Raw genomic sequence first — 13,528 nt, forward strand, 5'->3', positions numbered from 1 at the left:
CACGACGTACCAAGAACGGAGACCAGTCATGGCCCAAGCCGCAGCCGTGGCGAAACCGCCCGCGCCACCCCGGCGACGCCGTGCCTCCGCCACGCCGCGCAGGCTCCCGTATCTGCTGATCGCCCCGGCGGCCCTGCTCATGCTGGGTTTCATCGCCTATCCGGTGATCAGCGTCTTCTACTACAGCCTCCAGGACTACAACCCCACCAAACCATGGCGGAACGGCTTCGCGGGCCTCGACAACTTCGTCCACGCCTTCACCGAGGACCCGCTGTTCTGGGACACGCTGGTCTTCAGCGCCCAGTGGGTGTTCGTCGAGGTCGGACTCCAGCTGCTGTTCGGGCTCGCGCTCGCGCTGATCGTCAACCAGACGTTCGCGGGGCGTGCGCTGGGCCGAGCGCTCGTCTTCTCCCCATGGGCCGTCTCCGGCGTGCTGACCTCGGCGATCTGGGTGCTGCTCTACAACTCCCAGACGGGCATCACCCGTTACCTCGCGGATGTGGGCATCGGCTCCTACGGCACCAGCTGGCTGTCGGACACCTCCACGGTGTTCTCGGCGGCGGTCGTCGCCGACCTGTGGCGCGGCGTGCCGTTCTTCGCGATCCTCATCCTCGCCGACCTCCAGTCCGTGTCGAAGGACCTGTACGAGGCCGCCGAGGTCGACGGGGCAAGCCGGATCAAGCAGTTCTGGCACATCACGCTGCCCCATCTGAAGGACGCGATCGTCCTGTCCACGCTGCTGCGCGCGGTGTGGGAGTTCAACAACGTCGACCTGCTCTACACGCTGACCGGCGGCGGCCCCGCGGGAGTCACCACGACCCTGCCCCTCTACATCGCCAACACCAGCGTCGACGCGCACAACTTCGGCTACGCGTCCGCCCTGACCACGGTCGCGTTCGTGATCCTGCTCTTCTGCTCGATGGTCTATCTGCGCCTGAGCAAGTTCGGAGGTGAGGACAAGTGAGCGTGAAGGAAGCCACCAAGGCCGCGCCCGCGCCTGTGCGCGCCGCCCCCGAACCGCCGCGTCCGGCGAAGAAGAACGTTTCCTGGGACGAGGTTCCCCGCTGGCAGATCTACCTCCCGCTGTCGATCTACCTGGTCTTCACCCTGATCCCCTTCTACTGGATCCTGCTGTTCTCGCTGCGCCCGGCCGGCTCGACCTCGCTCGTGCCCTGGCCGATGACCTTCGACCACTTCGAGAAGGTCTGGACGGAGCGGAGCTTCGGGACGTACTTCCAGAACAGCGTGCTCGTCGGTGTCGTCACCCTGCTGATGACGACCCTGGTCGCCCTGGCCGGCGGCTACGCCCTCGCACGCTTCAACTTCAAGATCAAGCGAGCCTTCATGCTCGCCCTGCTGTGCTCCCAGTTCGTACCGGGCGCGCTGCTCCTGGTCCCGCTGTTCGAGATCTTCGCCGAGCTCCAGATGATCAACTCGCTGGGCAGCGTCATCATCGCCGAGACCGTCTTCCAGCTACCGCTGTCGATGATCCTGATCAGCAACTTCATCAAGAACGTGCCGTACACCCTGGAGGAGGCGGCCTGGGTCGACGGCTGCAACCGGATGACGGCCTTCAGGATCGTCGTCCTGCCGTTGCTGCGGCCCGGTCTGATCGCCGTCGGCTCCTTCGCCTTCGTGCACTCCTGGAACCACTTCCTGTTCGCCCTGATGTTCCTCAACAACCAGGAGAAGCAGACCATCCCGGTCGGGCTGAACACCCTGATGGGCGCGGACAGCGTCGACCTGGGCGCGCTCGCCGCGGGCGGCATCATCGCGGCCGTACCCGTCGTGATCGTCTTCGCCTTCATCCAGAAGTGGCTGATCACGGGCTTCAGCGCGGGGGCGGTGAAGGGATGAGACTGCGTCAGGTCACCATGGCGGCAGCCCTGTTGGGTCTGTTCTGCGTACCGGCCCACGCCGACGACGGCCGCGACGTCAGCCGCGACACCCTCGCCCCGAACGACGGCTGGGCGGCGGCCGACGGTGGTACCACGGGGGGTTCCACCGCCGACGACGCCCACGTCTTCACCGTACGCAACCGGGGTGAGCTGGTCCGCGCCCTCGACGGTGGCAGCGCCACCCCGAAGATCATCAGGATCGCCGGCACCATCGACGCCAACACCGACGACGACGGCGACCACCTGGACTGCGCCGACTACGCCACCGACGGCTACGGCACCAGGAAGTACCTGGCCGCCTACGACCCCCGCACCTGGGGCTCCGCCAAGCCCAGCGGCCCGCAGGAGGAGGCCCGCCAGGCATCCGCGGCCCGGCAGGCCGAGCGGATCGAGCTGGCCGTCGGCTCCAACACCACCCTGGTCGGACTCGGCGACAAGGCCGTGCTGAAGGGCGCGAGCCTCCAGCTCAAGGCCGCGGACAACGTCATCGTCCGCAACCTGGAACTGCGCGACGCCTACGACTGCTTCCCTGTGTGGCAGCCCAACACAGGCGGCCTCGGCGACTGGAAGACGGCGTACGACAACATATGGCTGCGCGGCGCCACCCATGTGTGGATCGACCATGTGTCCCTGAGCGACAAGGGGCATCCGGACCATGGGGAACCCACCTACTTCGGCCGCAACTACCTCCGCCACGACGGCCTGCTGGACATCACCAACGCCTCCGACCTGGTCACCGTCTCCTGGAGCCGGTTCGCCGACCACGACAAGGCGATCCTCATCGGCAACGGTGACACCGCGACCGGGGACCGGGGCAGGCTGCGGGTCACGCTGCACCACAACGAGTTCGAGTCCGTGGTCCAGCGCGCGCCCCGCGTCCGCTTCGGGCAGGTGCACCTCTACAACAACCGGTACGTCGTCCCGGCCGACGCGTACGACTACCGCTACTCCGTGGGCGTGTCGACCGAGTCCGCCGTCCACGCCGAGAACAACGCCTTCACCACTCCCGGACACATCGAGGTCGCCGACCTGGTGAAGAGCTGGAACGGCACCGCCTTCCACCAGTCCGGCACCCTCTTCAACGGCTATCCGGTGGACCTGCTGGCCATCTACAACGCCTACAACTCCGGCAGCGAGCGTGATCTCACGGCTGACGTCGGCTGGACACCTACCCTGCACACAAAGATCGACAGCGCCGCCACGGCCGACCGTGAGGTGGCACGCGGCGCGGGCGCAGGGAGGATCCCATGAGCACTGCCGTACCCATCGTCCTGGCGGGCGCACGCGGCCACGGCCGCTGGCACCTGGACAACATCCGCCGGCTCCAGGACAAGGGCGTCGTCCGGCTGGCGGGGATCTGCGAGCTGACCCCGCTGAGCGCGGACGAGCTTCCGGCCGGCCTGGGAACGCCCGAGCAGTCCGCCGACTTCGGTGCCCTCCTCGACTCCACCGGCGCGAGTGTCGCGGTGATCTGCACGCCCATCCCGACCCACACCGACCTGGCCCTGACGGCCGCCCGCCGGGGCGTGCACCTCCTGCTGGAGAAGCCGCCCGCCCCGTCGTACGCCGAGTTCCGGCGCATGGCCGACGGGGTCGCCGAGGCCGGGGTCGTCTGCCAGATCGGCTTCCAGTCGCTGGGCTCGCGCGCGGTGCCCGCGATCCGGGAGCTGATGGCCGAGGGCGCGATCGGTGAGATCGTCGGAATCGGCGGAGCCGGAGCCTGGGCGCGTCCCGAGGCGTACTACCGGCGGGCGCCCTGGGCGGGCAAGCGGCGCCTGAACGGCGTCGACGTCATCGACGGAGTGCTGACCAACCCGCTCGCGCACGCCGTCGCCACCGCCCTCGCGCTGGGCGGCACGGTGCACGCCGAGGACGTCACCGCCATCGAGACCGAACTGCTGCGCGCCAACGACATCGAGTCCGACGACACCTCCTGCGTCCGCGTCACCACCGCGGCCGGCCCCCAGGTCGTCGTCGCCGCGACCCTGTGCGCCGAGGACCCGGACGAGCCGTACGTCGTCGTCCACGGCGAACACGGCCGGATCACCTTCTGGTACAAGCAGGACCGCGTCCTGCTCCAGCGCGCGGGCCACGGCCCCGAGGAGTTCGACCACGACCGCACGGACCTCCTGGAGAACCTCGTCGAGCACCTCACCGAAGGCGCCGAGCTGCTGGTCACACCCGACGCGACCGGCGCCTTCATGAAGGTCGTTGAGGCGATTCGACTCGCCCCGGACCCGGCCCCGCTGCCGGACGGGACCTGGCACCTGCTCCCCGACGAGCAGCGCCGGATCGTGCCCGGCATCGACGGCCTGGTCGCGGCCGCCGCCGACACCCTCGCCCTCTACTCCGAGCTGGGCGCCGCCTGGGCGCTGCCGGCGAGAACGAAAGAGGTGAGCACCTGATGACCCCCCACGACACCGCGGTGCTGCGCGTCGCGGGCCGCCCCGTCGGCCGGTACGTCACCCGGCCCGAACTGCCGCCCCGGCTCTCCCCACGCCCCTATCTGCATCCCGTCACCACCCTGGCCGGCACGGCGGTCACCGAACTCAGCCCCGCCGACCACATACACCACCTCGGCGTCGGTGTCGCCGTTCCCGACGTCGAGGGGTCCAACTTCTGGGGCGGACGCACCTACGTCCGCGACCAGGGCCCGACCGAACTGGACAACCACGGCGCCCAGCGGCACACCTCCTTCCAACTGCGCGACCCCGACGGCTTCGTCGAGGAACTGCGCTGGGTGGCGTCCGGCGCCGAGCTGCTGCGTGAGCGCCGTACGGTCGCGGCCACCGAACTCACCGACTTCGCCTGGGCGCTGGACTTCACCTTCTCCCTGACCAACGTCACCTCCGGCCCGCTGTCCATCGGCAGCCCCGCCACCAACGGGCGCCCCGGCGCCGCGTACGGCGGGTTCTTCTGGCGGGCCCGCAAGGAGGAGTCGGCGCCGGACGTGTTCACCGTCGACCGCGAGGGCGAGTGGGAGATCCACGGCACCCGCGCCCCCTGGGTGGCGCTCACGGGCTCCACCTGGACCCTGGTCTTCGCCGGGGCCACCGAACAGACCCGCCGGGACCCGTGGTTCGTGCGCGCCGGGGAGTACCCCGGCGTCGGCTCCTCCCTCGCCGCCGAGGAACGGCTGCCGATCCCGCCCGGCGAGACCGCCGTCCGCCGGATCGTCACCGTCGTCGCCGACGGCCGGATCAGCCGGCTCGAAGTGGCGGCCCTGGTCCGCAAGGCGGTGAGCCCGTGACCGCCGAGACGTACACCAACCCCGTCCTCGACGCCGACTGGTCCGACCCGGACGTCGTCCGCGTCGGCGACGACTTCTACCTCACCGCCTCCAGTTTCGGCCGCGCCCCGGGCCTGCCCCTGCTGCACTCCCGGGACCTCGTCAACTGGACCCTGGTCGGCCACGCCGTCGACCACCTCGAACCGGCCGAGGAGTTCGCGGTCCCGCGTCACGACTGCGGGGTCTGGGCCCCTTCTCTGCGCCACCACGACGACCGCTTCTGGATCTTCTGGGGCGACCCCGACCAGGGCATCTTCCAGGTCAACGCCCCCGAGATCCGCGGCCCCTGGACTCGCCCCCACCTGGTGAAGCAGGGCAAGGGCCTCATCGACCCCTGCCCCCTGTGGGACGACGAGACCGGCGAGGCCTACCTCGTGCACGCCTGGGCCAAGTCCCGGTCGGGCGTGAAGAACCGCCTCACCGGCCACCGTATGCACCCCGACGGCACCGAACTCCTCGACGAGGGCAAGCTGATCGTCGACGGCGACCGGATCCCCGGCTGGTTCACCCTCGAAGGACCCAAGCTCTACCGGCACGACGGCTGGTTCTGGATTCTCGCGCCCGCCGGAGGAGTGGAGACCGGCTGGCAGGGCGCCTTCCGCTCCCGTGAGTTCTTCGGGCCCTACGAGGAGAGGAGCGTCCTCGAACAGCAGGACACCGACGTCAACGGACCGCACCAGGGCGGCTGGGTACGTACCCCCTCCGGCGAGGACTGGTTCCTGCACTTCCAGCAGCGGGGCGCGTACGGCAGGGTCGTCCACCTCCAGCCGATGCGCTGGGGCAGCGACGGCTGGCCGGTGCTGGGCGACGACGGCGCCCCCGTCGCCGTACACCGCAGGCCCGACCTGCCGCCGCAGCCGCCCGCCGCGCCCGCCACCGACGACGACTTCCCCGGCGGACGCTTCGGCCGCCAGTGGTCCTGGACCGCCACCCCGCGGGACGGCTGGGCCACCCAGCACTCCGGCGACGGCCTGAAACTGGCCTGCGTCCGCTCGGCCGACGCCCACGACCTGCGCAGACTGCCGAACAACCTCACCCAGCGACTGCCGGGCACGCCCTGCGCGGTGGAGGTGGAACTACGGCTGGACAGCGAGGAGCCGGGGGCGCGGGCGGGCCTCGCGGTGCTCGGGGACGCGTTCAGCTGGATCGGGCTCCAGCGGGGCACGGACGGGGAGGTGCACGTCGTGCACCGGTTCGCGGAGGCGGTCGCGGAGCGGGAACGGGACGCCGAACACGCGCGGCCCGCCCCGCGGGGGCGCGTCCGGCTGCGGATCGAGATCGGGGCGGGGGCGCGCTGCCGGTTCTTCCACGACGTGGGGGAGGGCATGTACCCGTCCGGCCCCGTCTTCGCGGCCACCCCCTGGCGCTGGGTCGGCGCCCTGCTCGGCCTGTTCGCCCTCGCGCCCGCCGGCCCGGGACACGCCGGCGCCGCGACCTTCACGACGTTCCGGATCACCCCCTTGTAACCCACCCGCACGCCTGTTGGGAGCCGCAATGACGCACCTCCGTAGCAAGCGCTTGCCGACACCGGGGAACGCGAGACCCGGCCACGGCAGGGTCATGGCCGCCGTACTCGGCCTGGTGGCCGCCCTGTGCCTCGGGTCGGTCGGTGAGGCACAGGGCGCGACCCCCGCCCCGGCCGGCCCCGCCGTCTCGTCCGCCGACCGCTGGACCGATCAGCCGCACGGCTTCGCCTCCCTGGCCGGCGGGACCACCGGCGGCGCCGGCGGCAAGGTCGTGACCGTCACCGACCAGGCCCAGCTCGTGAAGTACGCGGCGGCCGAAGAGCCGTACGTCATCCGGGTGTCAGGGGCGATCGCCGTCCAGCCGTTCGGCTCGGACATCGTCGTGACCTCGAACAAGACCCTCATCGGCGTCGGCGACACCGGCGAGATCGTCCACGGCGAACTGCACCTCAACCCCGGCACGAGCAACGTCATCATCCGCAACCTGACGATCCGCGACTCCTATGTCGAGGGCGACTGGGACGGCAAGACCACCGACTTCGACGCCCTCCAGATGGACACCGTCGACCACGTCTGGATCGACCACAACCGCTTCACGCACATGGGCGACGGACTGCTCGACATCCGCAAGGACAGCCGGTACATCACCGTCTCCTACAACCAGTTCACGCACCACAACAAGGCGTTCGGGATCGGCTGGACCACCAACGTCCAGACGGAGATCACGATCGACCACAACTGGTTCACGGGAACGAAGCAGCGCAACCCCTCCGCCGACAACTGCGCCTACGCCCACCTCTACAACAACTACCTCTCCGCGCAGGTGGCCGACGGCGACCCGACGTGGACGTACGGGAACTGGTCGCGCGGAAAGACCAGGATGGTCATCGAGAACAGCTACTACGACGGTGTCCAGCACCCCTACCAGGCCGACGCCACCGCCGAACTCGTGCAGCGCGGCTCGATCCTGAAGAACGTCAGCGGACGGCAGGACGCCTGGGGGACGGCCTTCGACCCGCGCGCGTTCTACGACTACCGGCTCGACCCGGCCGCGGCCGTACCGGCGCTGGTGAGGAAGTTCTCCGGACCGCAAGCGCGGATCGGCACGACCCTGCGTGTCCCCGCCGACTACCCGACGGTGCAGGCCGCCGTGGACGCCGTGCCCGACCAGAACGCCGTGCCGGTCACGATCGCGGTGGCTCCGGGGACGTATCGCGAGAAGGTGTTCATCCCCGCGAGCAAGCCGAACCTCGTGCTGCGGGGGACCGGCGAGGACCGGTCCGACACCGTCATCGTCTTCGACACGCCCGCCGCGTACGGCGGTTCGACGGGGAGCGCGACGGTCCGGATCGCCGCGCACGACGTCACCGCCCGCGAGGCCGCGTACGAGCTGAGCAGGGAGCAGACGCTGGCCATGGGGGCGCCCCGATGAGGCGCCCCCATGGCCAGTGGGTAGGTGCAACCAGGACACCCTCTTGGCCTGACCTCGCCGGAAACGAGGCGCCGGTCATCGCTGACTCGGCTTCCTGCTTCACAGCGACCTGCCGTCCACGTATGTGCAAGGGACGGTGTGCCGCCCAACGGTCTTACGTTCGCTCCACAGGCCACATCCACCAGCCCGGCGGTATGTCCGTCAACTTGGCTATCACTGACGGGTGTTGCCAACTGTACCGGATCGACTACTCCGTGTTGCCTCGCGGGCGGTCGAACGCTGTCGTACGGGTGCCGACCGCTCCACCTGGCTGCCCGCCGCGATCAAGTCCTCCCCGTGGACCGACATGAGCGGGTTCTCGTGGAAGGACGCGCGGTTCGCGGAGTACCGCAACCTCGGGCCGGGGGCGGCCCCGACCGCGGACCGGCCGCAGATGAGTGCCGACGACGCGCGGGTCCACACCGTCGCCGACTACCTCCGGGGCACGGACGGCTGGGCGCCGTACGCGCGCCGCTGAGACCCCACAACCGCATATCCCCACTCGATCCAGAAGCGCTTGATCCAGACGAAGAGAGCCGAGCAATGAAGATCAGCATTCGCAGAAGCAGGCGGGCCGCCGTGGCCGTCGCCCTGGGTTCCGTCCTCGCCCTGACCGCCACCGCCTGTGGTGACGACGGCAGCGGCGGCGGTGGCGGAGACAGCGGCGCCGAGGGCAGCGGCAAGGGAGAGATCGTCTTCTGGGACAACAACGGCGGTGTCCGCACCGACATCTGGAAGGAGATCATCGCCGACTTCGAGAAGGCGAACCCGGCCATCAAGGTCGAGTACGTCGGGATCCCGTCGACCGACTACCAGTCCAAGGTGGACACCGCCATCCAGGGCGGCGGACTGCCGGACGTCGGCGGCGTCGGCGCGGCGATGCTCGCCGGGTTCGGCGCGCAGAACGCGCTGGAGCCGCTCGACGACCGGCTCGCCAAGTCGTCCCTGAGCGGCAAGCTCAACGAGGACATGGTCACCTCGCTGAAGGCCGCCGGCGGCGGTGACGACAAGCTGTACTCGATTCCCACCTCCGCGAACAACGGTGTGCTGTACTACCGCACCGATCTGTTCCAGAAGGCCGGGCTGGACGAGCCGACGACCTGGGACAAGTTCTACGAGGCCGCGCAGAAGCTGACCGACTCCGGGAAGAACGAGTTCGGTTACACCATCCGTGGCGGTTCCGGTTCCATAGCCCAGGCGCTGGACGCGATGTACGGGCAGTCCGGGATCACTTCCTTCTGGGACTCCAGCGGGGAGAAGACGACCGTCAACGACCCGAAGAACGTGGCCGCGCTCGCGAAGTACGCCGCGCTCTACAAGAAGGTCACTCCGGCCGCCGACCTCAACAACGACTTCACCAAGATGGTCGCCCAGTGGGATTCCGGCACGATCGGAATGCTGAACCACAACCTGGGGTCGTACCAGGACCATGTGAAGGCGCTCGGGACGGACAAGTTCCGGGGAATTCCGCAGCCGGTCGGATCCTCCGGCAAGCGGGTCCAGGTGTCCAACCCTGTTGACGGGATGGGGATCTTCAAGAGTTCCAAGAACAAGGAGGCCGCCTGGAAGTTCATCGAGTTCGCCACGTCGCACGCGGAGAACTCGAAGTTCAACGAGGCGGCGGGGCAGGTGCCGTCCAACAACGACGCCGGCAAGGACGCGTGGATCTCCAAGGCGGAGCCCACGAAGCTGGCCGCCGCCGCGTTGACGGACGGGTCGACGACGATTGTGCAGTTGCCGTACTACCTGCCTGACTGGAACACCATTTCCAAGGCCGACAACGAGCCGAACTTCCAGAAGGTGCTGAACGGGGACATGAGTGCCAAGGAGTTTCTGGACACGATGGCCGGTCAGCTGAACGAGGCTCAGGCCGAGTGGACGGAACGGAACGGCTGAGAGCTCGGTCGCTCTGCCGCGTGGCCGGCCGCGTTCATCGTGGCTGGTCGCGCCCACGCGGCGGCAGCCGCACATCAAGCACTGCCCCGCGCCCCCAGGGGGCTGCCCGCCCCCACGCTTGAAAGGCACTGTCGTGTCGCTCACCCGTAGACAGGTAACCGTGGCGGCCCTTGCCGCCGCCCCGCTCGCGCTCTCGGCCACCGGTACCGCCCGAGCAGCGCAGCGCCACCGCACTCTCTACATCGCCGGCGACTCCACCGCCGCCCAGAAATACGCCGACGCCGCCCCCGAGACCGGGTGGGGCATGGCGCTCCCCTTCTTTCTGCACAAGCAGCTGCCCGTCTCCAATCACGCCGTGAACGGGCGTAGTTCCAAGAGCTTCGTCGATGAAGGGCGGCTGGATGTCGTACTCGCCGCCATCCAGCCCGGCGATCTCCTTCTCATCCAGTTCGCGCACAACGACGAGAAGGCCGCCGACCCCACCCGGTACACCGAGCCCTGGACGACGTACCAGGACTATCTGCGGCTGTACATAGAGGGCGCCCGTGCCCGTGGCGCCCGCCCCGTCCTCGCCACCGCCGTCGAGCGGCGGAAGTTCGACGCCGACGGCAACGCCGCGCCGACCCACGGCGACTATCCGGCGTCGATGCGTGCCCTCGCCCGGGAGGAGCGGGTCACGCTGCTCGACATCCAGGCCCTGTCCCTCGCGCTGTGGCAGCGGCTCGGGGTCGAGGAGACGAAGACGTACTTCAACTGGACTGCCACCGAGCAGGACAACACGCACTTCAATCCGCCGGGCGCGATCGCCGTGGCGCGTCTCGTGGCGCGGGAGCTGCTGCGGACGCGGGTGCTCGGCCCGCGGGACGTGCGCCGGCTCGACGCCGAGATCCCGGAGTCCTGGATCACCTGGCCGCAGGCCGCCGCGTAACCACCCCGAAACCGCAGAAAAGAGAGCCGCACAATGAACGCACATGTATGGCATGGGCATGTCACAGCTAAGTCCGCTGTGCTGATCGGCTGCACCGCGCTCGTTCTCGGTCTCACCGGCACCAGCGCGCAGGCGGGCCCCCGCGACCTCGGCCGGCAGGTCCTCGGCGCGAACGACGGCTGGGGCTCCGAGGGAGCCGGGACGACCGGTGGGTCGGCCGCCGACGCCGAGCACGTCTACACCGTCACCACCTGGGCCGAGTTCAAGGCCGCACTGAAGGCCGGCGGTGACGCGCCGAAGATCATCAAGGTCAAGGGCATGATCGACGCCGTCTCCGAGGGCTGCGACGCCTTCGTCGCCGGCGGCTACGACCTCCAGCAGTACCTCAAGGACTACGACCCGGCCGTCTGGGGCAACGACGAGGTCGCCAGCGGTCCGCAGGAGGACGCCCGGGTCGCCTCCGCCGCCAACCAGGACACGGAGATCAAGGCCAACATTCCCAGCAACACCACCATCGTCGGCGTCGGCGAGAACTCCGGCATCCTCGGCGGCAGCCTCCAGATCAAGGGCGTCTCGAACGTCATCATGCGCAACCTCACCATCGAGGCCCCGCTCGACTGCTTCCCCAAGTGGGACCCGACCGACGACAACAAGACCGGCAACTGGAACTCCGAGTACGACGCCGTGGTCGTCTACGGCACCGACCATGTCTGGCTCGACCACAACACGTTCACCGACGGGCGCTACCCCGACAGCGAGCGTCCGGTCTACTTCGGCAAGGTCTTCCAGCAGCACGACGGGCTGACGGACATCGTGCGCGGCTCCAACTACGTGACCGTGTCCTGGAACCGCTTCCAGGACCACGACAAGAACATGCTGATCGGCAACGGCGACGGTCTCGCCACCACCGACGGCGGCAAGCTCAAGGTCACCATGCACCACAACCGCTTCGAGGGCATCCTCCAGCGCTCGCCGCGCGTGCGGTTCGGGCAGGTCGACGTCTACAACAACCACTACGTGGTGACCGAGGAGCAGAAGGACGACTACTACGTCTTCGGCGTCGGCATCTCCTCGCAGCTCCACGCCAGCGACAACGCCGTCTCGCTGCCGGCCGGAGCGAGCGTCGGCAAGATCCTCAAGAAGTGGAACGAGTCGCCGCTGACGGCTGAGAACAACTACGTCAACGGCAGGCTGACGGACCTCATCGCGGTCCACAACGCCGAGATCCCGCAGGAGACCCTCCAGTCCGGCGCCGGGTGGAAGCCGACCCTGCGGACGAAGGTCGACAGCCCCAAGGCGCTGCCGGGGATCCTCAACCGCTGTGCGGGCGCCGGCCGCCTGCACTGACCCCGCCGCACCACCCGCAGGGCCGGGGCCCGCAGCCCCGGCCCGCCACACCCCCACGCGAGGCACCTCTCCGACGAGCCGCACTCCCCAAGGAGCACCCGCATGTCCTCGCCCCACCCCCGACTCCCCCTGTCCAGAAGGGGACTCCTGACGGCGGGCCTCGGCGCCGGCGCCGCGATCGGCCTCGCGGCCGTCCCCGCGCGGGCCGGCGCCCGGCGGCCCTTCGGCCGGTTCGGTTCCCCGGCCGCCCGCCCGACCCCGACCACGCTCTACGTCGACGCTCAGGGAGGCGGCGACTTCACCACCGTCCAGGCCGCCGTGAACACGGTCACCACCGCCGGGTACACCCTGGTCCTGGCCCCGGGCGTCTACCGGGAGACGGTCGCCACCCCGGCCACCGCCACCGACCTGACCTGGATCGGTGCGAGCGAGGACCCCCGTGACGTCGTCATCGTCTACGACAACGCCGCCGGCACCCCCAAGCCCGACGGCTCCGGCACCTACGGCACCACCGGCTCGGCCACCACCCTGATCCGCCCCGACGGCTTCACCGCCCGCTGGATCACCTTCGCCAACGACTGGCTGCGCGCCGACCACCCCGGCATATCCGGCACCCAGGCCGTCGCCGTCAAGGTGCTGGGCGACCGCTCGGCCTTCCACCACTGCCGCTTCCTGGGCCACCAGGACACCCTGTACGCGGACTCAGCCGCCCTGGCCGTCTTCGCCCGCCAGTACTTCTCGCACTGCTACGTCGAGGGCGACGTCGACTTCGTCTTCGGCCGGGGCACCTCCGTGTTCGAGCACTGCCACTTCCGCACCCTGAGCCGCACCGACCTGGCCGGCGCCCCGTACGGCTTCGTCTTCGCCCCGTCCACCGCGGGCGCCAACCCGCTCGGCTACCTGGTCACCAGGAGCCGCGTCAGCAGCGAGGCCCCCGACGCGTACTACAAGCTGGCCCGGCCCTGGGTGCCCAGCTCCGACACCACCGCCCGTCCGTCGCTCGTCGTCCGGGACACGCACCTCGGCGCGGGCATCGACGCGGTCGCGCCGTACGCCAACATGTCGGACGCCTTCCCGTGGCAGAACCAGCGGTTCGCCGAATACCGCAACACCGGCCCCGGCGCCGCGGCCACCGTTCCCGAGAACCGGCCCCAACTCACCCGGGAGCAGGCCGGGTCCGCCACCCGCGCGGCCTATCTCGGTGACTGGGAGCCGTGGAAGGGGGCGTGCTGA

The 13,528-nt window shown here is 69.6% G+C and carries 10 protein-coding genes and 1 pseudogene; all 11 read left to right on the top strand.

The genetic code is table 11. From position 1 onward, the window contains the following. Positions 1-28 precede the first annotated feature (28 nt). The 11 genes and pseudogenes from ACFU95_RS19385 (at position 29) to ACFU95_RS19435 (ending at position 13,528) form a co-directional block, all read left to right on the top strand. Positions 29-964, top strand: coding sequence for a carbohydrate ABC transporter permease (locus ACFU95_RS19385; RefSeq protein WP_383828797.1), 936 nt, complete (start codon positions 29-31; stop codon positions 962-964). After that, positions 961-1,857, top strand: coding sequence for a carbohydrate ABC transporter permease (locus ACFU95_RS19390; RefSeq protein ID WP_383828799.1), 897 nt, complete (start codon positions 961-963; stop codon positions 1,855-1,857). Before ACFU95_RS19385 ends, ACFU95_RS19390 begins: the two co-directional genes overlap by 4 nt. Before the next feature lie 17 nt (positions 1,858-1,874). Beyond that, a complete protein-coding gene (locus ACFU95_RS19395; protein ID WP_383829039.1) occupies positions 1,875-3,149 on the top strand; it encodes a polysaccharide lyase family 1 protein in 1,275 nt (424 codons plus the stop codon). Continuing rightward, on the top strand, positions 3,146-4,303 hold the full coding sequence (locus ACFU95_RS19400) for a Gfo/Idh/MocA family protein (protein ID WP_383828801.1): 1,158 nt from the start codon (positions 3,146-3,148) through the stop codon (positions 4,301-4,303). The genes ACFU95_RS19395 and ACFU95_RS19400 overlap by 4 nt, the downstream gene beginning before the upstream one ends. Then, positions 4,303-5,148, top strand: coding sequence for a PmoA family protein (locus ACFU95_RS19405; RefSeq protein WP_383828803.1), 846 nt, complete (start codon positions 4,303-4,305; stop codon positions 5,146-5,148). The genes ACFU95_RS19400 and ACFU95_RS19405 overlap by 1 nt, the downstream gene beginning before the upstream one ends. Continuing rightward, the gene (locus ACFU95_RS19410; protein ID WP_383828805.1) at positions 5,145-6,653 is read left to right on the top strand and encodes a family 43 glycosylhydrolase; all 1,509 of its coding nucleotides are present in this window, start codon (positions 5,145-5,147) and stop codon (positions 6,651-6,653) included. The genes ACFU95_RS19405 and ACFU95_RS19410 overlap by 4 nt, the downstream gene beginning before the upstream one ends. A gap of 94 nt (positions 6,654-6,747) precedes the next feature. After that, positions 6,748-8,602: pseudogene (locus ACFU95_RS19415) on the top strand (pectinesterase family protein). A gap of 65 nt (positions 8,603-8,667) precedes the next feature. Continuing rightward, complete coding sequence (locus ACFU95_RS19420; RefSeq protein WP_383828807.1) at positions 8,668-10,020, top strand: ABC transporter substrate-binding protein; 1,353 nt, start codon at positions 8,668-8,670, stop codon at positions 10,018-10,020. Positions 10,021-10,153: 133 nt separating this feature from the next. Then, a complete protein-coding gene (locus ACFU95_RS19425) occupies positions 10,154-10,948 on the top strand; it encodes a rhamnogalacturonan acetylesterase (RefSeq protein WP_383828809.1) in 795 nt (264 codons plus the stop codon). Between the two features lie 33 nt (positions 10,949-10,981). Beyond that, positions 10,982-12,295, top strand: coding sequence for a polysaccharide lyase family 1 protein (locus tag ACFU95_RS19430; protein ID WP_383828811.1), 1,314 nt, complete (start codon positions 10,982-10,984; stop codon positions 12,293-12,295). A gap of 102 nt (positions 12,296-12,397) precedes the next feature. After that, positions 12,398-13,528, top strand: a complete 1,131-nt coding sequence (locus tag ACFU95_RS19435) for a pectinesterase family protein (RefSeq protein WP_383828813.1) — start codon at positions 12,398-12,400, stop codon at positions 13,526-13,528.

This window comes from Streptomyces sp. NPDC057623 (genome assembly GCF_042800355.1).
In the GTDB taxonomy this organism is placed as follows: Bacteria; Actinomycetota; Actinomycetes; order Streptomycetales; family Streptomycetaceae; genus Streptomyces.

Bases quoted from the DNA above. Each gene is read 5' to 3' on its own strand.
- ACFU95_RS19385 (WP_383828797.1), top strand. From the start codon at position 29: ATGGCCCAAGCCGCAGCCGTGGCGAAACCGCCCGCGCCACCCCGGCGA.
- ACFU95_RS19430 (WP_383828811.1), top strand. From the start codon at position 10,982: ATGAACGCACATGTATGGCATGGGCATGTCACAGCTAAGTCCGCTGTG.
- ACFU95_RS19435 (WP_383828813.1), top strand. From the start codon at position 12,398: ATGTCCTCGCCCCACCCCCGACTCCCCCTGTCCAGAAGGGGACTCCTG.
- ACFU95_RS19400 (WP_383828801.1), top strand. From the start codon at position 3,146: ATGAGCACTGCCGTACCCATCGTCCTGGCGGGCGCACGCGGCCACGGC.
- ACFU95_RS19420 (WP_383828807.1), top strand. From the start codon at position 8,668: ATGAAGATCAGCATTCGCAGAAGCAGGCGGGCCGCCGTGGCCGTCGCC.
- ACFU95_RS19395 (WP_383829039.1), top strand. From the start codon at position 1,875: ATGGCGGCAGCCCTGTTGGGTCTGTTCTGCGTACCGGCCCACGCCGAC.
- ACFU95_RS19405 (WP_383828803.1), top strand. From the start codon at position 4,303: ATGACCCCCCACGACACCGCGGTGCTGCGCGTCGCGGGCCGCCCCGTC.